General features: G+C 57.4%; 21 protein-coding genes. 13 read left to right on the top strand and 8 right to left on the bottom strand.

What is annotated here, in order from left to right:
* Positions 1-105: 105 nt before the first annotated feature.
* A complete protein-coding gene (locus tag KR100_RS04865) occupies positions 106-573 on the bottom strand; it encodes a resolvase (RefSeq protein WP_038543653.1) in 468 nt (155 codons plus the stop codon).
* Positions 574-719: 146 nt separating this feature from the next.
* Here KR100_RS04865 and KR100_RS04860 point away from each other — a divergent pair, with 146 nt between their 5' ends.
* The 4 genes from KR100_RS04860 to KR100_RS04845 all read left to right on the top strand — a co-directional run bounded on the left by KR100_RS04860 (position 720) and on the right by KR100_RS04845 (position 5,437).
* A complete protein-coding gene (locus KR100_RS04860; protein WP_038543651.1) occupies positions 720-2,501 on the top strand; it encodes a proline--tRNA ligase in 1,782 nt (593 codons plus the stop codon).
* Between the two features lie 25 nt (positions 2,502-2,526).
* Positions 2,527-2,952 carry a photosystem II protein Psb27 gene (gene psb27, locus KR100_RS04855; RefSeq protein WP_038543649.1) on the top strand — a complete coding sequence of 142 codons (426 nt, stop codon included), beginning with the start codon at positions 2,527-2,529 and terminating at the stop codon, positions 2,950-2,952.
* A gap of 109 nt (positions 2,953-3,061) precedes the next feature.
* Positions 3,062-4,381, top strand: coding sequence for an adenylosuccinate synthase (locus KR100_RS04850; RefSeq protein ID WP_204207785.1), 1,320 nt, complete (start codon positions 3,062-3,064; stop codon positions 4,379-4,381).
* Positions 4,382-4,423: 42 nt separating this feature from the next.
* Positions 4,424-5,437, top strand: coding sequence for an adenosine kinase (locus tag KR100_RS04845; protein ID WP_038543646.1), 1,014 nt, complete (start codon positions 4,424-4,426; stop codon positions 5,435-5,437).
* On the opposite strand, the gene cutA is transcribed toward KR100_RS04845, so the two are convergent.
* Both cutA and KR100_RS04835 read right to left on the bottom strand, forming a co-directional pair.
* Positions 5,395-5,724 (bottom strand): divalent-cation tolerance protein CutA, encoded by a 330-nt coding sequence (gene cutA / locus KR100_RS04840; RefSeq protein WP_038543644.1) that lies wholly within the window; start codon positions 5,722-5,724, stop codon positions 5,395-5,397. The two genes, KR100_RS04845 and cutA, sit on opposite strands and share 43 nt — an antisense overlap.
* Complete coding sequence (locus KR100_RS04835; protein WP_051847321.1) at positions 5,675-6,523, bottom strand: precorrin-6A/cobalt-precorrin-6A reductase; 849 nt, start codon at positions 6,521-6,523, stop codon at positions 5,675-5,677. Before KR100_RS04835 ends, cutA begins: the two co-directional genes overlap by 50 nt.
* Positions 6,524-6,552: 29 nt before the next feature.
* Between KR100_RS04835 and KR100_RS04830 the strand changes: the two genes are divergently transcribed.
* Positions 6,553-7,011, top strand: a complete 459-nt coding sequence (locus KR100_RS04830; RefSeq protein WP_038543642.1) for a single-stranded DNA-binding protein — start codon at positions 6,553-6,555, stop codon at positions 7,009-7,011.
* Positions 7,012-7,013: 2 nt separating this feature from the next.
* On the opposite strand, the gene KR100_RS04825 is transcribed toward KR100_RS04830, so the two are convergent.
* Positions 7,014-7,214 carry a hypothetical protein gene (locus tag KR100_RS04825; protein WP_369793838.1) on the bottom strand — a complete coding sequence of 67 codons (201 nt, stop codon included), beginning with the start codon at positions 7,212-7,214 and terminating at the stop codon, positions 7,014-7,016.
* Positions 7,215-7,276: 62 nt separating this feature from the next.
* Here KR100_RS04825 and KR100_RS04820 point away from each other — a divergent pair, with 62 nt between their 5' ends.
* From KR100_RS04820 to KR100_RS04810, 3 genes are read left to right on the top strand one after another with little or no spacing between them, the layout of a single operon-like run.
* Positions 7,277-7,819, top strand: a complete 543-nt coding sequence (locus KR100_RS04820; protein ID WP_038543637.1) for a DUF2854 domain-containing protein — start codon at positions 7,277-7,279, stop codon at positions 7,817-7,819.
* Positions 7,812-8,690 carry an acetylglutamate kinase gene (argB, locus tag KR100_RS04815; protein ID WP_038543634.1) on the top strand — a complete coding sequence of 293 codons (879 nt, stop codon included), beginning with the start codon at positions 7,812-7,814 and terminating at the stop codon, positions 8,688-8,690. The genes KR100_RS04820 and argB overlap by 8 nt, the downstream gene beginning before the upstream one ends.
* A gap of 17 nt (positions 8,691-8,707) precedes the next feature.
* Positions 8,708-9,766: a DUF3153 domain-containing protein gene (locus KR100_RS04810; RefSeq protein ID WP_038543632.1), complete on the top strand. Its 1,059-nt coding sequence runs from the start codon at positions 8,708-8,710 to the stop codon at positions 9,764-9,766.
* Here KR100_RS04810 and priA read toward each other — a convergent pair whose 3' ends face one another.
* The gene (priA, locus tag KR100_RS04805) at positions 9,767-11,995 is read right to left on the bottom strand and encodes a primosomal protein N' (protein ID WP_239420409.1); all 2,229 of its coding nucleotides are present in this window, start codon (positions 11,993-11,995) and stop codon (positions 9,767-9,769) included. It lies immediately after the preceding gene.
* 364 nt (positions 11,996-12,359) lie between these two features.
* Between priA and rpoD the strand changes: the two genes are divergently transcribed.
* A complete protein-coding gene (rpoD, locus tag KR100_RS04795; protein ID WP_038543627.1) occupies positions 12,360-13,664 on the top strand; it encodes an RNA polymerase sigma factor RpoD in 1,305 nt (434 codons plus the stop codon).
* A gap of 242 nt (positions 13,665-13,906) precedes the next feature.
* Positions 13,907-20,560: a tail fiber protein gene (locus KR100_RS15645; RefSeq protein WP_038543625.1), complete on the top strand. Its 6,654-nt coding sequence runs from the start codon at positions 13,907-13,909 to the stop codon at positions 20,558-20,560.
* 245 nt (positions 20,561-20,805) lie between these two features.
* On the opposite strand, the gene KR100_RS14850 is transcribed toward KR100_RS15645, so the two are convergent.
* Positions 20,806-20,970 carry a conjugal transfer protein TrbI gene (locus tag KR100_RS14850; RefSeq protein ID WP_071839843.1) on the bottom strand — a complete coding sequence of 55 codons (165 nt, stop codon included), beginning with the start codon at positions 20,968-20,970 and terminating at the stop codon, positions 20,806-20,808.
* A 439-nt stretch (positions 20,971-21,409) separates the two neighbouring features.
* Here KR100_RS14850 and KR100_RS04785 point away from each other — a divergent pair, with 439 nt between their 5' ends.
* Positions 21,410-21,781 carry an AbrB family transcriptional regulator gene (locus KR100_RS04785; RefSeq protein ID WP_038543623.1) on the top strand — a complete coding sequence of 124 codons (372 nt, stop codon included), beginning with the start codon at positions 21,410-21,412 and terminating at the stop codon, positions 21,779-21,781.
* 1,351 nt (positions 21,782-23,132) lie between these two features.
* Positions 23,133-23,468 (top strand): hypothetical protein, encoded by a 336-nt coding sequence (locus KR100_RS04775; protein ID WP_162176482.1) that lies wholly within the window; start codon positions 23,133-23,135, stop codon positions 23,466-23,468.
* A 236-nt stretch (positions 23,469-23,704) separates the two neighbouring features.
* Here KR100_RS04775 and KR100_RS04770 read toward each other — a convergent pair whose 3' ends face one another.
* Entirely contained in the window at positions 23,705-24,181 is a 477-nt protein-coding gene (locus tag KR100_RS04770; protein WP_038543617.1) for a DUF6561 domain-containing protein, read from the bottom strand.
* A gap of 126 nt (positions 24,182-24,307) precedes the next feature.
* Here KR100_RS04770 and hemC point away from each other — a divergent pair, with 126 nt between their 5' ends.
* Positions 24,308-25,261, top strand: a complete 954-nt coding sequence (hemC, locus tag KR100_RS04765; protein ID WP_038543615.1) for a hydroxymethylbilane synthase — start codon at positions 24,308-24,310, stop codon at positions 25,259-25,261.
* On the opposite strand, the gene KR100_RS04760 is transcribed toward hemC, so the two are convergent.
* Positions 25,262-25,765 carry a L,D-transpeptidase gene (locus KR100_RS04760; RefSeq protein ID WP_239420408.1) on the bottom strand — a complete coding sequence of 168 codons (504 nt, stop codon included), beginning with the start codon at positions 25,763-25,765 and terminating at the stop codon, positions 25,262-25,264. It abuts the gene before it with no gap.
* Positions 25,766-25,854: the final 89 nt, after the last annotated feature.

Here is a 25,854-nt window from a genome sequence, read left to right as displayed (position 1 = left end):
ACAGGATCTGTTGGCATGAAGTGGAGACTGATCAACTCAGTCCCGCGTCTCAGTGAAAGATCGATGTTTTAATTCTGACACCAACAGGAACAGCCTGCATCAGGATCAGGCGGCAGGACGCTCCTGACGGTCCCGACGTGCAGCACCCAGATCGGAAGGCGCGACGTCTGTGGCTTCGAGGTGGGAGCGGATCTGCTTCAGCTCCTCAAGGATTGCTCCAAGCATCTGCTGGGTTGCCGTGGAGGGAGAGTTGAGCACTTCAACGGTGACCTCCTTGATCCTCAGAACATCCTTGGCGAAACGAGCAACCTCATTGGGATGGAATAGAAGAGGATCCTTCTGATCACTCCGGTATTCAGGATTGAGCTTGCGAGGGTTAAACGGTGGGTTGAGATTGCGAGGATCGGTATTGGTGTAGCGGTAAACAGAGGCCCTCGAACGATTCAGAGACTTCTGAACATCATCAATACCAACCAGCGCTTCAGATTGTGACGATGTCACAACCGGATCAACTGAAAATTCGGCCGATTGGTGAACTTGACCACCGCCAGATTCGATCGACCGAGGAAACATGAGATGCGCTTAGGACTTCCTGGACTCACGAGACGCTAGCAGCTGAGACTCAGGGCGCACAGAGGTTTCCTAGCTGATCAGACACTTCAGTGATCGGCACCGCAAATTGTCGGTGATAACTTTCCAAATCTTCTCCTGAGAGCACCATGCGCGTCTCCTGCCTGATGCTGGTGACGCTTCGGGATGTTCCTGCTGATGCAGAAATCCCATCGCATCAACTTCTTCTCAGAGGTGGATACATCCGTCGTGTCGGAGCGGGCATCTACGCCTATCTGCCGCTGATGTGGAGAGTGCTGCAGCGGATCACGGCCATCGTTCGCGAAGAGATGAACAAAGCCGGTGCTCTGGAAACGCTGCTGCCCCAGCTGCATCCCTCGGAGCTCTGGCAACGCAGCGGCCGCTGGCAGGGCTACACCGCTGGCGAGGGAATCATGTTCCACCTCGAAGACCGCCAGGGGCGTGAACTCGGACTCGGTCCCACCCACGAAGAGGTGATCACCAGCCTGGCTGGCGAGCTGCTTCGGTCCTACCGGCAATTGCCGGTGAACCTCTACCAGATCCAGACCAAATTTCGAGACGAAATCAGGCCTCGCTTCGGGCTGATGCGAGGACGGGAATTCATCATGAAAGATGCCTATTCCTTCCATGCCGACGAGAACGACCTGCGTTCCACCTATGCGGTGATGGATCAGGCCTACCGGGCGATTTTCGAACGCTGCGGTCTTGAGGCGGTCCCGGTCGATGCTGACAGCGGCGCCATCGGTGGCGCCGCGTCGCAGGAATTCATGGTCACCGCTGAAGCCGGGGAGGATCTGATCCTGATCAGCGAAGACGGCCTTTACGCAGCCAACCAGGAAAAGGCCGTTTCAGAACCCTCCGAGGCGATTGCCCTCGATGACGGCATCAGCGGACTGCTAGCGACTCCCGGGCTGTCGAGCATCAGGGGGCTCTGCGAAGCCCACAACTGGAGTCCAAGCCAGATCGTCAAGGTTCTGTTGCTTCTGGCGCGCCTCGAGGATGGCAGCGAGCAACCGGTGTTGGTGAGCCTGAGGGGTGATCAGGAGCTCAACGAGGTGAAACTGATCAACGCGCTCAGCACGCGCTGCGAACAGGCCGTTCTTGACTGCTCTGCCTTGGGGGCGGAGGAGCTCAGCCGTCAGGGATTGGCCGATCTGCCCTTCGGTTTCATCGGGCCTGATCTCAAGGATGCATGTCTTGAGGGAGCCCGCAGCTGGACTCCCCACTTCCTGCGACTTGCCGACCGCACAGCCAGGGATCTGGGCCGGTTCATCTGTGGCGCCAACCGTCCCGACCAGCATCGCGTTGTCGACAGCTGGGACGACCTTGCTAACGCACCGGACGGCATCGATCTGCGCAACGCCTGCGCCGGAGATCGCTGCATCCACAACCCGGAGGTCCGTCTGACGGAAAAGCGCGGCATTGAGGTTGGCCATATCTTCCAGCTCGGCCGCAAGTACTCCGAGGCTCTCGACTGCTGCTTCACGAACGATGCCGGAAAAAGCGAAGCCTTCTGGATGGGCTGCTACGGCATCGGTATTTCACGCCTGGCTCAGGCTGCCGTGGAACAACACCACGACGATGCGGGAATCTGCTGGCCCGCCAGCATTGCACCCTTTGAAGCGGTGGTGGTGGTGGCCAACATCAAGGACGCCAGCCAGGCCTCCCTCGCTGAATCCCTGTACAGAGGCCTGATCGACCAGGGAATCGATGCCCTGCTGGATGACCGCAGTGAACGGGCCGGTGTGAAATTCAAGGACGCCGATCTGATCGGGATTCCGTGGAGACTTGTGGTCGGCCGCGATGCCTCGGACGGCATCGTTGAACTCGTGCGTCGGACCGGCCGGGAGGTCCGCAAGATTCCTCATTCCGAGGCGATGACGACCCTGCTGAGGGAGCTTCGCCCCTAAAGTCCTCCCCAATTTCGACGGATCCATGCTCTCCGCCCTGGCCCACCTGCTGAAATCACTGTCCAGGGCAGCCATTGCTTGCGGGCTAGGCCTCTGCCTGCTGCTTACGTCCTGCAGCGGCGATGCTGAAGCGCGCCTCAGCGGTGATTACGTCGAGGACACCGTCGCGGTTGCCCGCAGTCTTCGGGAGGTGATCGACCAGCCGCAGGATGCCGAAGGTCACGCCCAGGCTGAAACCGACGCTCGCGCGCTGATCAACGACTACATGTCCCGCTACCGGCCCAAGCCCCGGGTCAATGGTCTGACGTCCTTCACCACGATGCAGACCGCCCTGAACTCCCTGGCCGGTCACTACGCCAGTTACGCCAACCGCCCCATTCCGGAAACCCTGCACGATCGCATCGAGAAGGAGTTGATCAAGGCGGAGCGCACGGCCGTGCGCGGCAGCTGATCAATCCCCAGGGTCTATCCCCAACGTCAAGCCCCCACTGATTTTTTGACGAAGAGACACAAGGTCTGAGAGACTCCCGGATTGTGCAGATTCGCGGCTTCGGGCCGCAGTGTCCTTGGCCAATGTTGTCGTCATCGGAGCTCAGTGGGGTGACGAAGGGAAAGGCAAGATCACGGATCTGCTGAGTCGTTCCGCAGATGTCGTCGTTCGCTACCAGGGCGGCGTGAATGCCGGCCACACGATCGTGGTGGATCAGCGGGTGCTCAAGCTGCACCTGATTCCCTCCGGCATCCTGTACCCGGACACGATCTGTCTGATCGGATCCGGAACAGTGGTGGATCCCAAGGTGATGCTCGGGGAGCTCGACATGCTGATCGAGAACGACATCGACATCGCCGGTCTCCAGCTGGCGTCGACGGCCCACGTGACCATGCCGTACCACCGCCTGCTGGATCAGGCGATGGAGAAGCAACGCGGTTTACGACGCATCGGCACCACCGGGCGGGGCATCGGGCCCACCTACGCCGACAAATCGCAGCGCAGTGGCATCCGCGTGATTGATCTCCTGGATGAAGGGCGCCTGCGGGAGCGGCTGGAGGGGCCGCTGGCGGAAAAAAACCAGTTGCTGAAGACCATTTACGACGTCGAGCCGCTTGATCCCGATGCCGTGATCAGCGAATACCTCGGCTATGGCCAACGCCTCGCTCCCCACGTGGTCGACTGCACCAGGGCCATCCATGAGGCAGCCAAGGCTCGCAAGAACATCCTGTTCGAGGGGGCGCAGGGGACCCTGCTGGACCTCGACCACGGCACCTATCCCTACGTCACCTCCTCCAATCCAGTGTCAGGGGGAGCGTGCATCGGTGCCGGGGTTGGACCAACCCTGATCGATCGGGTGATCGGGGTCGCCAAGGCCTACACCACCAGGGTGGGGGAAGGCCCCTTCCCAACCGAGCTCAGCGGCCAGCTCAATGATCAGCTCACGGAGCGGGGCGGGGAGTTCGGAACCACCACCGGTCGGCGCCGCCGCTGTGGCTGGTTCGACAGCGTCATCGGACGTTATTCCGTCCAGGTGAATGGCCTCGACTGTCTGGCCGTCACCAAGCTGGATGTGCTCGACGAACTGGAGGAGATTCAGGTGTGCGTCGCCTACGAACTCGACGGCGAACGCATCGATTATTTCCCCAGCAGTGCCGATGATTTCGCCCGCTGCCGTCCCATCTTCGAGGTGCTGCCGGGTTGGCAGTGTTCCACCGAGGAGTGCCGTCAGCTTGAGGATCTTCCCGAGGCCGCGATGGCCTACCTGCGCTTCCTGGCGGATCTGATGGAGGTTCCGATCGCGATCGTGTCCCTTGGAGCCAGCCGCGATCAGACGATCGTTGTGGAGGACCCCATCCATGGTCCGAAACGGGCGTTGCTGAGCGCCTGATCCATTCCGGAGGCGATACTGCGGAGCTTTGATTCCCAGCCGATGACCAGCGAGCCGCGTTTCCAGAGCTCAACCAGCCTCGACGTGGTGGGCATCGGCAATGCCATCGTCGATGTGCTGGTGCAGACGGACGACAGCTTTCTGCAGACCCATGGCCTGCAGAAAGGAGGCATGGCTCTGATCGATGAGACCCAGGCTGAACGCCTGTACAAGGCCAGCGGGCCTGGGCTGGAAACCTCAGGCGGATCCGTGGCCAACACGATGGTGGGCATTGCCCAGCTGGGGGGTAAGGCCGGGTTCATCGGACGGGTCCGCGATGACCAGCTTGGGGAGATCTTCAGCCACGACATCCGGGCCGTCGGAGCCCGGTTCGATACACCGGCAGCCACCAGTGGAGCCACCACAGCCCGGTGCCTGATTTACGTCACACCGGATGCGGAACGCACCATGTGCACGTTCCTGGGCGCATCCACCCAACTCGAGCCGGAGGATCTCGATCTCTCCATGGTGCGTGAGGCGAAGGTGCTGTATCTCGAGGGCTATCTCTGGGATAGTCCCGCCGCTAAACGCGCCTTCATCGCCGCAGCAGAGGCATGCCGCGACTCAGGCGGCCAGGTGGCGCTCTCACTCTCCGATGGTTTCTGTGTGGATCGCCACCGTGAGAGTTTTCTCGATCTGGTGAACGGCCACGTGGACGTGTTGTTCGCAAACGACGTGGAGATCATGTCGCTCTACGAAACAGACGATTTCGACACGGCCGTGAAGCACGTCAGCGGATGCTGCAGAGTCGCGTCGCTGACCCGAGGGGCCAAGGGTTCCGTGGTGCTCAGTGGGGACCAACGCTGGGACATCGGGATCGTTTCACTGGGTGATCTCCTGGACACCACTGGAGCTGGAGACCTCTACGCCGGAGGCTTCCTGCACGGCTACACCCAGGGGGAAAGCCTGGAACGGTGCGGGCAGCTCGGCGCTCTCTGCGCCGGGCAGATCGTGACCCAGCTCGGGGCACGCCCTCAGGTTTCGCTGAAGCAACTGGCGGCGACCCAGTTGCCGTAGGCAACGGAGGACTGGGCAGGCCAGGTCAGCCACTCGGGGGTGTCGTAGCTGTGGCGCTCCATCACGAGCCGGTGCAAAGCATCGAGTTGCGCCTTGGTGGATTTGATCAGGAGCTGCACCTCGCTTTCCCGATGCAGCTCGCCCTGCCAGCGATAGCGAGACAGCACCGGGGTGAGGCTGACGCAGGCCGCAAGCCCGCGCTCCAGAAGCAGATCAGCGAGGGATCCGGCCTTGCCCTCATCCGCTTCCGTGGTCAGCACCAGAATCACCGAGGTTGTCTCCGTCATGTTGCAGGCGTTCATGTTGCAGGCGTTGCAGCAGCGCTTGTACACCCACCACAGTCTCGATTCGAAGCGGCGGCTGCGGTCGTCGCAGCAGCCAAAGCTTCAGATCCTGCTCACTGCTCACGGTCCTCCAGAGCGTTTCGGTCTCGCCACCGGACTGTCGGCAGAGCACATCGCTGATGGTCCAGCGGCGGCACAAGGCCCGTTCTAACGCTCCGGGGGATGGCCCATGCAGGGGTCTGACGACCGCCAGTCGATCCGCGGGCAGGCCGACGGCAAGGGCCAATCGAAGACTGTCGGTCGATGGCAGCACTCTAGCGAACACCTCAGCCCCGGCAGCCTGGCCAGCGGCCACAGCCGCGGCCAGATGCCTTGCACCCAGAGCAATCAGAAGACGTCGGCCGCGCAGGGCGTGGGGTCTCAGCCCATCGGGATGGTCGAGCAGCTCGGCAGCACCGTTGCTGGGCTGGGGCCGCTCCAGCCGCAGCAGCGGTTGGCCGACGCGGGCACAGACCTCTGACAAGTCCCTGGTGATACGGGTGGCGAAAGGGTGCGTTGCATCGACAACCCAGCGGAACGGTCCGTCCTCCTGCAGCACCGCCGCCATCGCCGCCTGCCCGTCGAGGGCTCCGATCCGGATCTGATCAACCGGAAGTCCCCCGTAGGCGAGGGCCGCCGCTTCCGTCACAACGCTGACCTGAACCTGCCATCCCCTCGCCAGAAGGCTGCGGGTCAGGGGAGGACCTTCCCCAGTCCCACTGAAGATCCAGATCCGGTGCTGGTCATCACCGCTCGCTTGCATCAGGATGGCCGCACCTGAGGCGACGGGACATGAATCACTGCGTGCTGGAAGTGGAGGTCAGCGAGGCCCCCACCATCCGCTACACCCAGGACAATCAGACACCGATCGCCGAGATGACCGTCAGGTTCGACGGCCTGCGCCAGGACGATGCGCCCGGGGAACTGAAGGTGGTCGGCTGGGGGAATCTTGCCCAGGATCTCCAGAACCGCGTGCAGGTGGGTCAGAAACTGATGCTGGAGGGACGCCTTCGCATGAACACCGTTCCCCGGCAGGACGGCACGAAGGAGAAACGGGCTGAATTCACCCTCTCCAGGCTGCATCCCATCGGCGCCGGCCCTCAGTCGACCGGCTCGCAATCCACCGGCTCGAAACCCGCTGGCTCGCAAGGGCCGCCGGCCAAGGCAGCCCCCGCCGCGCAGGCTCAACCGGAAACCGCCAGCTGGAACGCGGCACCTCTGGTACCGGACACGGACGAGATCCCCTTCTGATCTCACCCCTGACCAGTCTCTTCCTGCAAATCAGATGCACGACTCAGCATCTGGCCGAGCTCCCTTTCGAGAGCAGCCAGGTCGAGCCGCAGGTCCGGCCAGCGGCCACGATCAATCTGCTCGAGCAGCCAGGCACGGTCTTGATCCAGCTGCTGAAGCAGGGGCTGCAGGTCATCCGATGGAGTCGCGGGCAAGGCTGGCAGGACGGATCACCAACCCATCCTGATGGCTGGCGGGTCACAATGACGTCCAATCCAAGGCGTTCATGAACGACCTCTTTTCTCCAGGCAGCCTGGTGACGGTCGCCGGAGGTGCGCTCACCGTGGTTGGCGCCATCGCCTATGCCACCGGCAGCGCCAATCTGAGCCTTCCGACGATTTTCTACGGCATCCCGATCCTTCTGGGTGGGTTGGCCCTGAAGTCATCGGAGTTGCCCCCCGCCCGGCGGATCACCCCGAAGGAGGCTCTCAAGCAGGAACGCGAACAGGCTCCGCCGGAGCTGGGCAAGCTGCTTGGTGATGTCACCCGCTGGCGCTACGGCCAGAAAGCCCATCTGGAAACCTCACTGGAGGCCCTCAAGCTCTGGGATGAGGACAATCCCCCGCAATTGCTCGAGATCGAGGAACTGAACGAATCCGATGGCTACGGACTGCGGCTCCGCTTCGCGCTCAACGCGGTTGGACAGGACCGATGGAACGACAAACAGGATCGACTCGGACGCTTTTTCGCCAAAGGGATGCAAGCGAAGCTGATCCCCCTGGACGAGGAGCACCTCGACCTTCTCCTGATTCCAGCGGACCATGGCTGACCCCAGCCAGTCCGGTGACGATGCCCTGAGGGTTTCCGTCCTGAGTGAGGCGCTGCCCTACATCCAGCGCTTCGCCGGCCGGCGCATCGTGATCAAGTACGGCGGAGCGGCGATGGTCCATGCCGGGTTGCGTGATGCGGTCTTCCGCGACCTGGCACTGCTGGCCTGCGTTGGGGTGCAGCCGGTTGTGGTGCATGGCGGTGGCCCTGAAATCAACCAATGGCTGAAACGGCTGGAAATCCCCGCTGAATTTCGCGATGGCCTGCGCGTCACCGACGCCGACACCATGGATGTGGTGGAAATGGTGCTGGTCGGACGCGTCAACAAACAGATCGTGAATGGCCTGAATCAGCTCGGAGCCCGGGCGGTGGGGCTGAGTGGCAGCGACGGACGCCTGGTGGAGGCCAGGCCATGGGGAGAGGGCAGCCACGGCCTGGTTGGTGACGTTGCCCGGGTCAACCCCGACCTGCTTGAACCCCTGCTGAAGCAGGGCTATCTGCCGGTGATCTCAAGCGTCGCCGCAACCCCGGACGGGCAATCCCACAACATCAATGCCGACACGGTGGCCGGTGAGCTGGCGGCAGCGATGGAGGCGGAGAAGCTCATCCTGCTCACCGATACCCCTGGAATCCTTGAGGACAAGGACGATCCCGCTTCACTGATCCGCAAACTGAAGCTGCCCGAGGCACGTCAACTGATTCAGGACGGCATCGTGGCCGGCGGCATGACCCCCAAGACGGAGTGCTGCATCCGTGCTCTGGCCCAGGGTGTGGCGGCCGCTCACATCATTGATGGCCGCGTTCCCCATGCGCTGCTGCTGGAGGTGTTCACCGATGCCGGCATCGGCACTATGGTGATGGGACGCAGCTGATGGGACGCAGCTGAGCCGTGGATGATCAACCGGCGCCGCTGGATCTGCGTGCCGCGGAAGCGGCCCTGGAGCGAGGCGACTACGGCCAGTGCCTTGCCTTTTTGACGCCCCTTGCAGAACGCCATCCGCTGCCGGATCCGGAAGGGGCACGCGTGCGCTTTCTGATGATCACAGCCTGGATGGGGCTCGGCGATGACGAGAAAGCCATCAACACCTGCCGCGTGCTGAGTCGCAGCCGAAAACCGGATCTGCGTCAGCAGGCCAAACAGCTGTTGGCGATCCTCGAATCACCAAGCCTCGCCAGACCGGAACGGTGGTCGATGCGCCTCCCCGATCTGGAGATGAGCGCCACAGGCAGTGCCTCTCCGGTTGCCGCATCGCGACGACGATCGCGCCGACCAGAGCCGCCACCGCCGCCGCCGACAGGACCGACCCGGCCACCGGCCATCGGCTTCGCCGTCCTGGTGACCGCCGTTCTGCTGGGACTGACGCTGCTCCTGAGTGGCTGCATGAGGGTGGAGGCGGACCTGAGCAGCCATGGTGCCGATCGCCTGCAACTCACCTGGCAGATTCACAACGACTCCGGCCAACTGCTGCCCTGGCAGCAACGCTTCGAGTCGCAGCTGAAACGGCAGCAACCGGTGTGGAGCATCCAGCATCCCCGCCCCGGCAGCGAGCTGATCAGCAGTGGGATCCTTTCCGCCGAGGACCTGCAGCACGCCATCCATGGGCTGATCTCGATCGCGTCGGAGACCACTGGATTGACGCTTCCCGTTCCAAGCATCGATCTGAAGGAACAGAACTGGCTGATCGGCATTCGCCAGGACCTGATCGTGAGCCTCAATCGCGATGCGGCCCTCGAGATCCCAGGCCTAAGCCTCAGCCTCTCCATGGACCACGGTCAGTCCAAAGCCCTGCTCGAGAGCGGTGAGAGCAGCAGGCTGGAGCTGCACCACTGGCGCTGGAGTCGTCTGGGACTGGGAGGCCTGGCTGTTCTGTCGCTGCTGCTGCTGAGCGCTGCACTGCAGAGCAAACGCCGGCAGCTGGGATTTGGATTTCCCGAACTTCCCTCCTGATCAGAGCTCAAGCGGATCGGGATCAACAGAGAGGGAGACGCCCCGCGGCAGCGCATCCCACAGCTGCTGGCCGGCGGGCAACGGCAGCGCCGACCCAGCGGGGCCATGCAGCAACAGCTGCCAGCGGCTGCGTCCCGCCACCCGGGCCACCGGCGCTGGCGCCGGGCCAACCAGCCACCACATCCGTTGCTGACAGAGGGGCCGGATCCGTTCCGCCAGAACGGCTGCAGCGGTGGCCGTGGCTGTGGCGGACTCCCCAGAAAGCCGCAACAGGCAGGCCCTGCTGAAGGGCACCAGGCCGGCCTCGCGCCTCACCTGGGTCTCTGCGACTAGAAAATCCTCATAGCGGCCATCCACCAGATGGCGGATCACCGGATGATCAGGTGAATAGGTCTGCACCAACACCTGGCCAGGCCGCTCGCCTCGGCCGGCCCGGCCGGCCAGCTGCATCAGCAGCTGCAGCGCTTGCTCTTCAGCGCGCAGATCCGGACGATGCAGCAAGCCATCCGCCGCCAGCACCGCCGCCAGGGTGACCTTCGGCAGATCCATCCCCTTGGCCAGCATCTGTGTACCGATCAGGACATCCGCCTCCCCTGAGGCAAAACGCTCCAGTAAACGCCTGTGCCCGTCTCGTCCGCCGGTGGAATCACGGTCAAAACGCAGCAGACGCAGACCTTCGAGCTCCTCGGCAAGCAGCTCCAGAACCCGCTGCGTCCCCGCCCCGAAGGGCTTGAAGGCTGTGGAACCGCAGTGACTGCAACGGGTCCCGACCTCGGCGCGATGATCACACCAATGGCAGCGCAGCCACTGGCGCCCCCCTGCCCCACGGTGCACGGTCAGGGCCACATCGCAGTGCGGGCACTGAACGACCTCACCACAGCTGCGGCAGCCCAGAAACGGGCTGTATCCACGCCGGGGCACCAGGATCACCGCCTGTTCGCCCTGGTCGGGCAAGGCCGCCAGCCGCTCCATCAGCGGACGGCTGATCACCCGGCGATGGCCATCGGAGAGCTCCTGACGCATGTCCACCACGTGCACCGGCGGCAGAGCCTGTTCGGAAATGCGTCGACGCAGTCGTGCCAGGCGGATCGGCCCCTGCGGAACGAGCTGACTCCAGCTCTCGAGAGACGGCGTGGCGCTGCCCAGAAGCAATCGCCCTCCGCAGCGACGGACCCGGTCCACGGCAAGATCCCTGGCGTGATAACAGGGCATCGGTGACTCCTGCTTGTACGACCTGTCGTGTTCCTCATCGAGCACGATCAGCCCGATCGAGCGGAGGGGAACAAACACCGCGGATCGCGTGCCGACTACCAGCAAGGGCTGATCCGGCTCAAGACAGCGTCTCCAGACCTGCAGCCGTTCCCGATCCCGACAACCGCTGTGGTACTCGAGCACCTGCTGACCGAAGCGACGGCGGCAACGATCCACCAGCTGGGGAATCAATCCGATTTCGGGGGTGAGCAGCAGCACATGCCGTCCGGCTTGCAGTTCCGCGGCAGCCAGCTGCAGATACACCTCCGTTTTGCCGGAGCCGGTGATGCCCCAGAGCAGCAGGCCTTCACCGGGTTGGAGGTCGCCATAGGTCTCAACCGCCTGCCGTTGTTCTTCGGTGAGCTGGCGCGGCGCTTCGCGGTCCAGAACCACGCTGGCATCCACCATCTCTCGTCGGCGCTGTTCCCGACGCAACCAACCATTGGCCGCAAGCCGCCGAATCGTGTCGACACTGAACCCGGAGGCGGTGAGATCTCCCTGCCATAGGCCACCCTTGTGCTGGTTGAGCAGCGCGATCAGATCCTGCTGCCTGGATGTGAGCCCAGCGGATAAGGCCGCACCATCGGAGCAGGGCTGAACCCACCACTGGAGGCGTCCGGAGGACAGGCTGTTCGATCTGGCCTGCCCCAGCCAGCCCGCCGGCAGGGCTGCTTTCAGCATGCGGAAAGGGCTGAGATAGCAGCGCTCAGCGGCCGCTTCAATCCAGGCACGCCAGTCGGGATCGACGGCGGCACGCTGGACAACAGCCTCAACCTGCTGCAACGACGCTAGTCCGGCGAGGGAGTCCGGAGGATCTGGCTGTTGCTGAACCACCAGGCCATGGATCGGTCGCCCACGCAGGCGGACCCGCACGAGATCTCCGGGCAGGGGCGCAAGATCCGCATCAGCCTCGTAGGTAAAGGTCTGGCCGTCACGACCAGCGTCCAGCCACACGTCAACCCGCACAGCGGCCTTCAACTCAGGACTTGCAGTGATCAAAAAAGATCATTAAAATGTGATGGTTGGCAAAGAATTGCCAACTTCTGAGCCCGTTCCAGCGGAAGACGCGCAGATCGAAGCCAGGTTCTCCTGATCCCTTCGACCGGTCTGAGATCACCCCGGACAGCACAGAATCCAGTCCTTCAGGACACCCACCACCAGATTCAAGTCCGTCTCGGCGACCCCATCTCATCAGATTTTTTCAGCTCTACGCCTCCAGCTTCGCTGCTGAAGTCGCTTAATGCCTTTTTCATGCCGTTTTCGGCACGTTGAGCTGATTCGTTTTTCCTCCTGATGGCCTTGCCTGTCGCTTCGTCTCTGCCCAGCCGCCTCACGTTGCACCATGAGCCCAGCCGCCACGAAAGCAGCCCAGCCCGACATCATCCTGCTCTCCAGTGCAGGCTCAACCAGCAAGGATCTGAAGGGGGACGCCAAAAAAGCCCCGGCCAAGCGCAGCACGGCGAAGAGCGCTGCGAAAAAGACCTCTGCTTCCAAGAACGCTGCTTCTAAGGCAGCGTCGACGAAGACAGCCGCAACAAAATCGGCCACAAAAGCCAAAACAGCGTCCAAGAGCAAAGCCGCTGCGGTGACCCCCGCCACAACACCGGCCTTGAGTGCTGAGGAAAAGGCCAAGGCAGCAATCGCCGAGAAAGAGGCGAAGGCCAAAGCACTGGCCAGCATCAAGATCGGGCCGAAGGGGGTCTACACCGAAGATTCGATTCGGGTTTATCTGCAGGAAATCGGCCGCATTCGTTTGCTGCGACCCGACGAAGAGATCGAACTGGCCCGCAAGATCGCAGACCTTCTGCATCTCGAAGAGCTCGCCGCCCAGTTCGAAAGCGACAACGGAAAATATCCGGACACCAAGGAATGGGCCGCTCTGGTGGAGATGCCCCTGATCCGCTTCAGACGACGGCTGATGCTGGGTCGCCGGGCCAAGGAAAAGATGGTCCAGTCGAACCTTCGCCTGGTGGTGTCGATCGCCAAGAAGTACATGAACCGGGGCCTGAGCTTCCAGGATCTGATTCAGGAAGGCAGCCTCGGCCTGATTCGCGCTGCGGAGAAATTCGATCACGAAAAGGGATACAAGTTCTCCACCTACGCCACATGGTGGATCCGTCAGGCCATCACCCGTGCGATTGCCGACCAAAGCCGCACGATCCGACTTCCCGTTCACCTCTACGAGACGATCTCGAGGATCAAGAAAACCACCAAGGTTCTCAGCCAGGAATTCGGCCGCAAGCCAACGGAGGAGGAAATCGCCGAATCGATGGAGATGACCATCGAAAAACTGCGCTTCATCGCCAAGAGTGCCCAGCTGCCGATTTCCCTGGAAACGCCGATCGGCAAGGAAGAGGATTCACGGCTTGGCGACTTCATTGAAGCCGACATCGAAAATCCCGAGCAGGATGTGGCCAAGAACCTGCTTCGAGAAGACCTCGAAGGTGTTCTGGCAACCCTGAGCCCTCGCGAAAGGGATGTGCTGCGTCTGCGCTACGGCCTGGACGACGGTCGCATGAAGACCCTTGAGGAAATCGGCCAGATCTTCGATGTGACCCGCGAGCGCATCCGCCAGATCGAAGCCAAAGCCCTGCGCAAGCTTCGCCACCCCAACCGCAACGGCGTGCTCAAGGAATACATCAAGTAAACAATCAAATGTCTGGCAGGTAATTCATCCTATGCTGCACTCCTCTTATCATTGATTTGATCAAAGGAGTGCATTTATTTGAGGAGCTGAATCAGCATGCGGGCCTGAAATTCCCTGCGTTTGAAACAACAGCTGCGAAGCATTGGTCCGAAAAAGTATTTTTTTGGCATCCCCCAGCTAGGGGATGCCAAATCGCATAGCGATAGCGACACTGGAAGGTATTGCCAAATACATAGGTCCCAATGGCGACGCCTTTCACTTATACCGATCAGCTCGTTGGCAAGTCCCCGGTTAGAAGCAGGAACAGAGGTCCTTTGCTGCGGGACGAGGAATTGGAAGGGACATCAGGTGATGACCAACTGGAAGGGATTGGTGGCGATGACCTGATTGATGCAGGCGGTGGCTCAGATGAGGTCAGTGCAGGAGCTGGAAATGATTTCGTCGATGCCGGCAAGGGCGACGACACCATCAATGGGGGAAAGGGTGATGACGAAATTGAAGGTGACGCTGGAGACGACACACTCAACGGCAGGCGCGGAGATGATTTCATCACCGCCGATATCGGCAATGATCAACTGGATGGCGGAAAGGGAGATGACACCCTCGAAGCAGGCAAGGGAAACGACACACTTAATGGTGGAAAGGGTGATGACCTGCTCCTTGGAGGCAAAGGGGGAGATGTGTATGTGCTCTCCAGCGGTGACGACACGATTCAGGGCTACACCAAGGGTGACCAGATTGTGCTGTCCGATGAACTGGTCGATGCGGGCATCACCATTGATGATATCAAGCTCAAGGAAGACGCCAATGGTGCACGATTAACGTTCAACAAAAATGGCGTATCGGGAAATACGCTCGTCACAGAATCAAAGCTCGATCCCAGCATTAGCACCTTTGCGCAAGAAAGAGAAACCGATCCATTCAACCGCCCAGATTGGATTATTGAGCCAGACAAAGTCGAAAAAGAGGGCGATATTTATACATTCACTTTTACTACCAAGACAAATAAAAATTATGAGCCAAAAGACATTATCGATCCACACGCTAGCCCTCCACTTGCAGCAGAATTCGGAAGGGTTTTTGTTGGAAGCACTGACTTGCTGAGTGCTAATTACGATTTCAAAGACGCAGAAGTTTGGCAAGGAGCAGGACAAGACCAAAAATGGGCTGAAGCAGATGCTTTCTGGAATCAGTACGAATTCGTAGGCCTCGAGAAACAAGATCACATTAAAGATGAAGAATATTTTACGAACAAGAGTGGAGATCAGGAAGGTAGCTGGATTACCGATAACGTTTGGCGCGACCGGTTGATGCACAGAAGCACATATACAAAATGGTATGAGGCTGAAGTTCTAAAAGATATAGCCCGCCCATTCACGCCAAATACAACTTGGAGCGTCAGCTTAAAACCGAAAAAAGGCACCAAGGCGACCGGTGATATATCAATGCAAATGGTATTAAGAGACAGGAGCTTTAAATCAAAATCAGACCCACCAGTTTATCGACTCTACGAAAGCGAAGCGCAATCAACAGAAGGGGGTTGCGTTGATCTTGACCAAGACGTCAAAACTCCTGATTACTTCATCATCGAAGGGGGAATAGACAAAAGATACCAAGCCACGAAATTCGAGGCCGTTTTTGATAGCGGAGACTCGATTCCCGTCTGCGGCAAACAAATGTTTGAAGGGACTGACTTCGCTGATTCAATCAGCGGGGCTAAATCCAATGATGAAATCGTAAGCAAAAAGGGCGACGATACAATTTACGGAGGAGGTGGAAGCGATAATTTACATCTTGATGACAGCAACGGCAGCGTAGAGACAGTTGTTATCAATAAAGGTGACGGCGGACAAACAGGAATCAACAATTTCAATAATACGGGGAACGGAGATGATTTCCCACTGGATCGAGTGCGCTGGGAAGGCAAAAGCTACACATTCAATGATTTCGTTATAACGTCTGGCCTAAAAACCGAGTCCGCCGACGACGGCAGAAGCACTAAAGTAATTATAAGAAATGGTGTCCACTATCTTTTCAGACGGGTAAAGTATGACCCCACACTTTCAGACCCATACGCTAACTTAATTAAGCACACTTATCTCGATAAAAACAATAATGACACAACCATCAAGTCCGATGATTCAGAAATCGAAATCAGCAACAGCGATGAAAAAAATAATGTAATAGCTAAAGTCAAAGAAACATCAAACGGAAACTACAATGGTCAATATGTCGAGCTACTCAACAAGAACAAAAAAGCAGAATTCAAACCAGAAGGGGATCCATCAGAATTCGAGAACAACCTCCATTTAGTGGGCGGCAGCGAAGACGACGTCTTGGAGGGTGGCAAAAAGGGTGACACACTCATTGGAGATGGTGGTGATGATGAACTAACAGGCCGAGCTGGCAAAGACTCCCTGATTGGTGGCAATGGTGATGACCTGATCAAAGGACAGGGTGAAGGTGATGAATTGGCGGGTGGCAATGGCAACGACACGCTTGAGGGAGGATCCGGCTACGACACGCTTGAAGGCGGTGAGGGTCATGATGAACTGGACGGAGGCTCCTACAACGACACCCTTGAAGGCAATGATGGAAACGACACCCTCGATGGTGGTTCAGGTAATGACTCGTTGATTGGTGGACAGGGGAAAGACAAGCTCAATGGAGGGCTGGGAAATGATTATTACGACGGTGGTGGTGGATCCGACGTCTTTATCCTGAGCGAAGGCACGGATGTCATCAAGTCCTTCAAAGGATCACAGGGAGATACGATCACAGAATTTCCAAGCGAAGGAAAAATTGTTGAATTCATCAGAGCCAACGAATTAGAGGAACGACCTGAAGGACTAGATCAGAACTATCAATGGACTGATTCATCAGCACTGGTCCGATTCACCTTGTCGGATGACAAGGACGCAGAAATACACACCACATACATTCTTGATTTTGACCGGGACGATGACTTGGCCTGGGATACCGACATCAACATCAACACATTGGTAGCACCAGGCCTCATCGCGGCATGGGAAGGCTCGATTGCACCTGATGGTTGGTTCTTCCTGAACGGTGAAACCAAAACATTCGATGACAGTAAATATCCCTTACTGGCTGATAATCTTGACAGTAACAAATTACCAGACTTTAGTGGCAGATTTTTGGTTCAGCAGGGTTACACCGATGAGCTGCAGGCTGCGACCACGGAAAAAGATAAGCCTGCAGCCCTCGGTGCGGAACTACCCTATCTAACAGCTTTACCGAAAGGGCTCAATAAGACAGACACCGATAGCCACAGTTTTACTTACGGTAACAAGAATCAAACAAGAGGAAATGGCGGCAATAAAACTGACAGAAACGGTGCACAGCCACCAGATTCAAAGTACCGAGAAAAACAAAGCACACTCTCTGGCAGCCACAATCACAATCTTGAGTATTCAGGTGGTGATCAATCAACCCATCCAAAAGCCCGGGCCGTCAATTGGATCATCAAACACGACTATACAAATGAAAGACGAAACGAAATCATCCCTGAAGGGATCATCTTTGCTCGAGCACGGCACTCCACTGATCCAGGCTGGACGTCAGTATTCACCGACGATGTCTATCTGGTTGGCAGTGGAGAATCTGTTGGGAGCAAGGTAAGTTTTGAATTTGGTGAAACAATCAACAGCAGAACAGCAGATCCCAGAAATCCTTTTCAACTCAAAGGAGAAGACAAGGATCACTCGCATGGTGTTAGGGATGGTCACGGAGTACATGGAACCAGTGGTGGCAAAGCTTTATGGGGGGGAAAAACTGGCAAACCCCCTTATACCAAATACACAGATGACCACACGCATGAGATTCCACATAGTAGCCAGCAAAATGAAACTCACCCGGACAGTGTGAATGTTGAATGGGTTAAATTCAATGGAAAAAGGCAGAACAACAATGGGATTGAGCAGTTACTCCCCGATGGAATCGTTGCTGCATGGTTGAGCGATAAGGTGACCGAACCTTGGGCGTCGCGGTCAGACTGGGCAGGCCGCTATCTGCGAGGCACAGATGAAGGGCTTGGTGAATTGAATAAATACTCAACTAAAAATGTATGGAATTTTGAGGTCAAAGGCTCAGGAAGTCATCAGCATGGTGTTGGAGACGCAACAGGGTCTTCAGGCCATACGGGGGATTCTTATGATCCGGATGGCTCAGATTGGCAATCGACAGCTCATGACCATTTCCATGAAATCACGGGCGGAGATCGAACAACACGGCCAGACTCCGTGGTGGTCGAATGGATCGAACTGCAAGATGAAATCGTTCTAGATCTGTGCAACAACATCACTGAAGAGCCAGAACTAACTGGAACACTAAAGATTGAACCACTGTTGATTTCATACAGCAATGAAAACAACACCGGCGAGACCGTACGTGTTGGTGGATCGTCGCTCCTAGAAAAATACAGGTATGACCTCTCAAGCGACGATATACCCGTCACTGATTGCCCAAACCTCCCAACAGATGTTGCTTACAACATCTCAGCTGGATCCGGCCATGATGTGATTGAGGGTGGAACGGGATCCGATACATTGCGCGGCAATGCCGGCAATGACGTTATTCAAGGCCATCAAGGAGATAATACATTAATTGGCAATTCAGGCGAAGACGAATTGTATGCCGGCACCGGAAAAGATCGGATGGATGGAGGTGCAGACGATGATCATCTTTGGGGGTCTAAAGAAGAAGCAGGACAATCAAATACCTTCGTGATCAGTGAAGGCGATGATGTCTTCTTTGACTTCAACCTTGACTCGGACTTCGTTGAATTCGATGGCAGGGCAAGAGATCTGCGCTTTGCTCCAACAAGCTATGGCGACGATATTGAAAGCACCCTGATCACCAGGCTCGATGGCAAGGGCACGACCACCCTTGTTGGCATCTCAGTCGAAAACTTCCTTGGCCACAAGCCTTACCCACCCATCATCCTCCCGATTGATCCCGACGGACCAAAGGATGAAAACGGCAATCTCAAGCCGATCAAACAACCCATCTTCCGGCCTGGGGCTGGGGACGACGACACCGATGTCGACAATCTGCTGATCATTGGCACGAATGGCTCGGATCAACCAGAGTCGGATGCTCAATATCCGCGCAATACACAATTCGTTGGCGACAACAGAGACAACATCCTGCTCGGCCTTACAAAATCCGACGAACTCTTAGGCCGAGGAGGCAAGGATGTTCTCATCGGCGGGGAAGGTGGTGACCGCATGGATGGTGGCAAAGGAAACGATCAACTCCTCGGCAGCCAAGATGTCCATCAAGACACCTATGTCATCAGTGAAGGCGATGATGTCTTCTTTGACTTCAACCTTGACTCGGACTTCGTTGAATTCGATGGCAGGGCAAGAGATCTGCGCTTTGCTCCAACAAGCTATGGCGACGATATTGAAAGCACCCTGATCACCAGGCTCGATGGCAAGGGCACGACCACCCTTGTTGGCATCTCAGTCGAAAACTTCCTTGGCCACAAGCCTTACCCACCCATCATCCTCCCGATTGATCCCGACGGACCAAAGGATGAAAACGGCAATCTCAAGCCGATCAAACAACCCATCTTCCGGCCTGGGGCTGGGGACGACGACACCGATGTCGACAATCTGCTGATCATTGGCACGAATGGCTCGGATCAACCAGAGTCGGATGCTCAATATCCGCGCAATACAAAATTCGTTGGCGACAACAGAGACAACATCCTGCTCGGCCTTACAAAATCCGACGAACTCTTAGGCCGAGGAGGCAAGGATGTTCTCATCGGCGGGGAAGGTGGTGACCGCATGGATGGTGGCAAAGGAAACGATCAACTCCTCGGCAGCCAAGATGTCCATCAAGACACCTATGTCATCAGTGAAGGCGATGATGTCTTCTTTGACTTCAACCTTGACTCGGACTTCGTTGAATTCGATGGATCCCTTGATCAGCTTGAATACAAAGATGTTCTGTTTAAATATCAAAATAACGAAACACCTGCTGTTCCAAGCACAGTTATTTCCGTCATCTCTGGTGATCTAAAAGGGAATTCCGCAACCGTTGTTGGCATCACAAAAGAAAAGTTCGTCGATCCAAAACCACCGATTATTGATCCTGACGGCAATGAGCTCTTTCCGATCACTGACGGTGGCGGAAACGGCGGTGGTAATGGAAGCGGCTCCGGTGGGGGCGATGGCTCCGGCTCTGGTTCCGGCGGCGGTGGCAACAGCTTCCCCGGCGACCAAAATCAAGGCGGCGGGGATGATTCCACCATTGATGGTGAACCCATCCAGCCAGAAACTGGAGATGGCAATTCAGAAGACGACAACAGACTCCGTGTGATTGATGTCGAGAAGAAGCCTGCCAAGAGCACTTTCGATGACGTCATAAAGGGCACCAAAACAAACGAGACATTCAAGGGCAACAAGCAGAACGACAAACTCACCGGCAGACGCGGAGACGACACCCTGGTTGGAAAAGGCGGAGCTGATTACCTCTACGGAGGTCAAGATGCCGACAAACTTCGCGGCAGAAAGGGAGCTGACAATCTCCAGGGTCATAGTGGCCCAGACAACCTCAAAGGCGGGAAAGGCAACGACGTTCTCTATGGAGCAAAAGGCGGGGACACCCTCACTGGCGGCAGAGGCAGCGATGTCTTTGTCCTCTCTCCAGGAAAGGATGTGGTGACCGACTTCAACATCAACCAAGACGGCATCGGTCTGGTCAATGCTCTGGAGCTGACCTTCACGCAACAAGGGGATGACCTACGCATCGAGGGCAACGACAAGGTGAACACCTTGCTGTTGAACATTGATAAGGACGCGTTTCTCGCCAACTTCCCGGGCAATCTCCAGATTGTTCCCGCTGTGGAAGTGGATGTGTTTTAAGGAAGAACGCAACGAAAAACGGGGGATGCTTGTTGCTGCCCCCCTTCATGGGTCCATACACTCACAATCTGAACAACATGCTTTGGGTCTAAAGCCCAGGCTTGGCAAGGAATGAACTATTGCTTCTGAGGCTGCTACTTGAAGGAGCAGCCTCAAATTCATACCCACTCAAAATCACACCCTTGAGAACACATGGTTCAACAAGGGTGAGCGAAGGGTTGCGCTGAACGCATCAACAGTGCGCTTCAGCTCGTGGCACAGCTGCAACCACAGGATCCACTGCCATGACAGGGCTCATCGTTGGGATGCCCCTGCGCACAGGCATCGGAACAGAACTTTTGGCCATTGAGAACCACAGCAGCGGATTGCTCAACAACACAGGTGCAGGACGTGCAAGCACACTTGTCCATTTGTTTTAAACGTGAACTAACAGAATTTTAGCGCATTTCAAACCGTCGATACACCAGTGATGTGGCCAATTGTTGCCTGCCAATACAAACGAAGGGAATGATTCTCATTCTTTTTGTTGTTGATTTTTTGCCTTCATGTGGAAGCAGACGTTATGAACAACTGGCTTTAAATCGCCGTGCGCAAGGATCACCAATGCTCTCCATGCAAACCATTCTCTGCTTGCTATGGATCCGCTGACAACAATCCACTCGCCTCACATTGCTGCCTTGAGACTGCTAAAAATTAAAGCCATGCAAGAATGATCTCCACAAAACCAATCAACTTCAATCAGGAACGATCCAAGAACCGAGCGTTCAGGGAACACTCACGCTCAGGCCAATGTTGACAACAGCACCGGCAGAAGAGACCATAAAAAAGGCACACTAACGATTGATTCCAATGCTGACCGGATCTGATCTTCTTGCGAAAGTGAAAGACCTGGGAGACGTTTCCAAGTCTGATCTTGTCAAGGCCTGCGGCTATGTCTCCACCAAAAAAGACGGAGGTGAGCGCCTGAATTTCACCGCCTTCTACGAAGCACTTCTTGAAGCCAAAGGAGTCAACCTTGCCGTAGGCGGCGCCGCTGGCGTCGGCAAAGGTGGACGCAAACTCAGCTACACAGCCAAGGTGCAAGGCAACGGCAATCTCCTTGTTGGCAAGGCCTATACGTCAATGCTGGAGCTGAATCCCGGCGATGAATTCACGATCAAACTGGGTAAAAAAGCGATCCGCCTTATTCCTGCTGGCGAGACAGAAGAAGGAGACGAGTGACGCCACTCTGCTGAACAGTTACCCCACTGAACAGCTACCCCGCTGAACAGCCATTCCTATCAGCAGACTTCACGCTGAGCAGCCAGGCGACGCCATGTCGCTCGGCCGCTCAGCGTTTGTTCGTAGAAATGAGATCTTTATCGCTCCGTCTTCTGGCCGCACGGACCCGCAGCAGCAGCCAGACGATCGACAACCTCTGAACGACCAGTCAGCACGGTCCATCGAGATTCAGGGTCGACTGATCGAAACAGTGCAGTCTTCTTGTCAGGAGATCCTTGGTGGCAAGACAACCCGCTGGGGAGATTTCAAAGGGTCAAGCCAAGGAAACCGCTTGTGACTGCTGGCATTTCGAGATCGCAGAAGCCTTGCAACGGAGAGGAGACGCGCAAGGCTTCTCAGGGTTAGTCATGTGAGACGGGCAAGGGAGTGAGGTGGCAGCTCAACAGCTGACCAAATCAGCGCTGCGGCGTCTTGCCGGCCCAGGCGTGGTGGGTATAAAGCGTCAGGTGCAGACAAAAAAACCGCCCCCATATGCAGGGCGGTGATTCAAGCCAAAGCAATCCCCATCACCCGGCTGTCTGCACCAGATCTTGATCTGATGCTGAAATACTACACATAACCCCCTAGATATGGGGTGAACGAACAGTCACTTAAGACTGCGGTTAAGCAACGTAAAGATCGTGATCTGTGTTACGGCAACGCTGCATGTAGTGGCTAGGGGCTTTAAATTTGAGAACCCCATCATCCGGCCCGCTCTACAGGCGGGCTTTTTTTTTGCGCCTCCCCACATGTGGTGGCTGGTCAGGCACTGATCAGGGTTTCCTATTGCTGACTGGCGTCATGCTCCAGGAATCGACTGAATCGTCATGACGATTGGCAGCAGGGCCATGGCAAGGAAGCTGTAGGCGATGAGGGTTCCGGTGAGACGCTGGTTCATTGGATGACGTTCGCTGACCAAAGTCTCCAGTTAGACGATGAAACAAACATCCCCCGGCAGAGGGAAACCTTCGTCAGAGCTGATGCCGATGACCACAGCCGCCATTGTTCGTCAGGAGGCGTCCAACCCAGCGATCTCTGAATCCAGCCAATCAACAGACCATCAAGACATCATCTGATCAACCAATCTCCGATCAAGACACGATGCAATCAAGACAGGCTGTCATTGATCGTCTCATCGTCGGGCGATAACTTGACCAATCGAAGGGAGTGAGTGCATCCCAGACGCGCTGGAACAACAACAATGGTTGATGATGCCATCTATTGGGTCGACATCATTGAATTGGGGACGCGTCTACAAGATCACTTTGGCCTGACCGTTCGAGAGCACCCTTACTTTGATGTGGTTGATGGTGTGCACGCCGCCAATAGTTATCACTACACGGGTGAAGCCATCGATGTTCAGGATTGGAGAGAGGATGTCCTGAAGGGCGTCCACTGGAGAGAACGCACGCGACACTTCAAAGACGTTCTCACCGGGATCGGCGCCGAGGTCTACGGTCCTGGCGATCCAGGCCACGACACCCACGTGCACCTGGCAGCGGAGCAGGGCCTGTTTCAGTTCAACCCCTGCCAGTTCCACATCATCTTCTGCAGCGAAACCGATGGCCAGCGCTTCACCTTCAGCCGCAAGGATCAACGCCGCACCCTCAAGGATCTGTTCATACCGAAACAGATGTGCAGCAACTGATCACGACAGCATCTGATCAAGACAGCGGCTGATCACGACCGTGCCTGATCACAACAAACCGCGCCGCCAGGAGGGGCTTGCGTTGGTTTGTTCCATGTAAGTACATGTTTCACTTCCCTGAAGCGTGATTGGCTCCTATAAGAGCGGTGAGGGAATTGAGACGCCCTCCTCACACGGAAGAGATCAAACCCTGATCGCAGATCAGGGTTTTTTTATGACCAAGCGCATGGAGATGGTCATCCCTTTGACGTTTCCACCTCAAAGCTGTCGGTGAACTCCTGGAAAGCGCGCTTCAGACGTTCCACAGGTGTCTCCTCAAGAGGACATTCCTGCGCCGTCATCTCCGAATACGCCTGCACGAGCCTGGCATCAGGCTCAAGAACCGACGCAAGGGCCGTTTTGAACAACACCACATTGCGTTGTCTGGTGAGTCCAACCAGATAGGGCTCAAGAGTCCAGTTGGCTGTCTGCCCATCAGCCTGAGAGTCGTTCAACACCACACGACGTGGACGGATGAGCTGATAGGCAGGATCACCGTCGCGATCCGTGGTGTTCCTCAGGCGAGCCATCAACAGATCACCACTGGTTAATAGCAGCAGGCGGATGCTGCCCTCGGCCATCAAGGGGAGAAAATCGTCCCGCGACGATGGGGTTGAATCCGTCTCAGCCAGTGAGGCGGAATGACGGACTCCATTGACAACTGGACCCGGCATGGCCAATCACTTCGTTGGGAAGATGTTAAGCAGTGTTGAAAAGTCTCGACCCAACCTGAACACGAATCTGCTCGGGAATCGCGTCGCACCTGACTGCGTAGGCTTGCCTGCTGAATCGCGAGCCCCATGCCCCTCACCCATCTGCGGATCGCTTCTCGACGCAGTCAGCTGGCGATGGTGCAGACCAACTGGGTGAAGGCAGAGCTGGAACAAGCCCATCCGGATCTCACCATCAGCGTTGAAGCAATGGCGACCCAGGGAGACAAGATCCTGGATGTGGCCCTGGCCAAGATCGGTGACAAAGGGCTGTTCACCAAAGAACTGGAAGCACAGATGCTGGTCGGGCGGGCTGACATCGCCGTCCACTCCCTCAAGGATCTACCCACCAACCTTCCGGAGGGATTGATGCTTGGGTGCATCACCGAGCGGGAAGACCCTGCCGATGCCCTGGTGGTGAATGCCAAGAACAGCGATCACAAACTCGACACTCTCCCTGAAGGGTCGGTTGTGGGCACAAGCTCCCTGAGGCGACTGGCCCAGCTCCGGCATCACTATCCGCACCTGATCTTCAAAGATGTGCGCGGCAATGTGATCACCCGTCTCGAAAAGCTCGATGCCGGGGAATACGACTGCCTGATCCTCGCCGCCGCCGGTCTTGGACGTCTTGGCTTCTCCGATCGCATCCACCAACTGATTCCCGGCGATATCTCACTCCATGCCGTCGGCCAAGGAGCCCTGGGGATCGAATGCGTCGAAGACAAGCCCGACGTGATGGAGGCCATCAGGACGCTGGAGCACACGCCAACATCCCAGCGCTGCCTGGCGGAACGGGCCTTTCTGCGCGAACTCGAAGGTGGCTGCCAGGTCCCCATCGGCGTTAACACGTCGTTCGAAGCCGACGACCTGGTGCTGACGGGAATGGTGGCGAGCCTGGACGGCAAACGTCTGATCCGCAACCAGAGCCGCGGATCACGGACCAATCCGGAAGCGATCGGCATCGACCTGGCCAACCAGCTGAAAAGTCAGGGCGCCGGTGAGATCCTTCAGGAGATCTTCCAGGAGATGCGGCCTGAGGCCTGATCAGCCGCGAATCTCAAGCGTGGTGCCCACATCCACGGCATCGAACAACTTGTGAACGTGCTGATTCAACATGCGCACGCAGCCAAGACTGACCGCAGCACGGATCTGAACCCAGTGGGGCCATGGCGTCCCATGAATCCCGAACTCTCCGCGCCCGTTGCGGTGAAAGGCCATGTAGCGATCCCCGATCGGACTCGATGGACCGCTCAGCTCCTTGCGCTGACCTGATTTGTTGGACACATAAACAGGATTGACCTTCTTGTTCAGGATCGAGAATTCGCCGACCGGCGTTGGCGTCTTGGGATCACCGATCGCCACTGGCCAAGGCCCAAGCCGCTGCCCGCCACGGATCACACTGATCTGCCTTTTCCGCAGATCCAGCACGATGCGGGAGCTCGTCGGCGACGACCGAACCGCCACCTCGGCGGCCTGAACAGGCTGCTGCGCTGGGTAGATCACGGACAGGGAGAGCGCCGCGAGACCACCGATCAAACCAAGATTCATGAGACGCATAAGACCCTTTGGTCTCAACTTATGCATCGCCCGAAGGAAAAGCAGCTGTTTTGCGTCTCAGCCGTCCACTCTTAAGACTC

The organism is Synechococcus sp. KORDI-100 (assembly GCF_000737535.1).
Classification (GTDB): Bacteria; Cyanobacteriota; Cyanobacteriia; order PCC-6307; family Cyanobiaceae; genus Parasynechococcus.
The sequence above is the reverse complement of the archived record's forward strand: the minus strand, read 5'-3'. Positions and strand labels throughout refer to the sequence as shown.

Excerpts from the sequence above, each read along its gene's own strand:
- KR100_RS04865 (WP_038543653.1), bottom strand. The coding sequence starts at position 573 with ATGTTTCCTCGGTCGATCGAATCTGGCGGTGGTCAAGTTCACCAATCG.
- KR100_RS04860 (WP_038543651.1), top strand. The coding sequence starts at position 720 with ATGCGCGTCTCCTGCCTGATGCTGGTGACGCTTCGGGATGTTCCTGCT.
- psb27 (WP_038543649.1), top strand. The coding sequence starts at position 2,527 with ATGCTCTCCGCCCTGGCCCACCTGCTGAAATCACTGTCCAGGGCAGCC.
- KR100_RS04845 (WP_038543646.1), top strand. The coding sequence starts at position 4,424 with ATGACCAGCGAGCCGCGTTTCCAGAGCTCAACCAGCCTCGACGTGGTG.
- cutA (WP_038543644.1), bottom strand. The coding sequence starts at position 5,724 with ATGACGGAGACAACCTCGGTGATTCTGGTGCTGACCACGGAAGCGGAT.
- KR100_RS04835 (WP_051847321.1), bottom strand. The coding sequence starts at position 6,523 with ATGCAAGCGAGCGGTGATGACCAGCACCGGATCTGGATCTTCAGTGGG.
- KR100_RS04830 (WP_038543642.1), top strand. The coding sequence starts at position 6,553 with ATGAATCACTGCGTGCTGGAAGTGGAGGTCAGCGAGGCCCCCACCATC.
- KR100_RS04820 (WP_038543637.1), top strand. The coding sequence starts at position 7,277 with ATGAACGACCTCTTTTCTCCAGGCAGCCTGGTGACGGTCGCCGGAGGT.
- argB (WP_038543634.1), top strand. The coding sequence starts at position 7,812 with ATGGCTGACCCCAGCCAGTCCGGTGACGATGCCCTGAGGGTTTCCGTC.
- rpoD (WP_038543627.1), top strand. The coding sequence starts at position 12,360 with ATGAGCCCAGCCGCCACGAAAGCAGCCCAGCCCGACATCATCCTGCTC.
- KR100_RS15645 (WP_038543625.1), top strand. The coding sequence starts at position 13,907 with ATGGCGACGCCTTTCACTTATACCGATCAGCTCGTTGGCAAGTCCCCG.
- KR100_RS14850 (WP_071839843.1), bottom strand. The coding sequence starts at position 20,970 with ATGGACAAGTGTGCTTGCACGTCCTGCACCTGTGTTGTTGAGCAATCC.
- KR100_RS04785 (WP_038543623.1), top strand. The coding sequence starts at position 21,410 with ATGCTGACCGGATCTGATCTTCTTGCGAAAGTGAAAGACCTGGGAGAC.
- KR100_RS04770 (WP_038543617.1), bottom strand. The coding sequence starts at position 24,181 with ATGCCGGGTCCAGTTGTCAATGGAGTCCGTCATTCCGCCTCACTGGCT.
- hemC (WP_038543615.1), top strand. The coding sequence starts at position 24,308 with ATGCCCCTCACCCATCTGCGGATCGCTTCTCGACGCAGTCAGCTGGCG.
- KR100_RS04760 (WP_239420408.1), bottom strand. The coding sequence starts at position 25,765 with ATGAATCTTGGTTTGATCGGTGGTCTCGCGGCGCTCTCCCTGTCCGTG.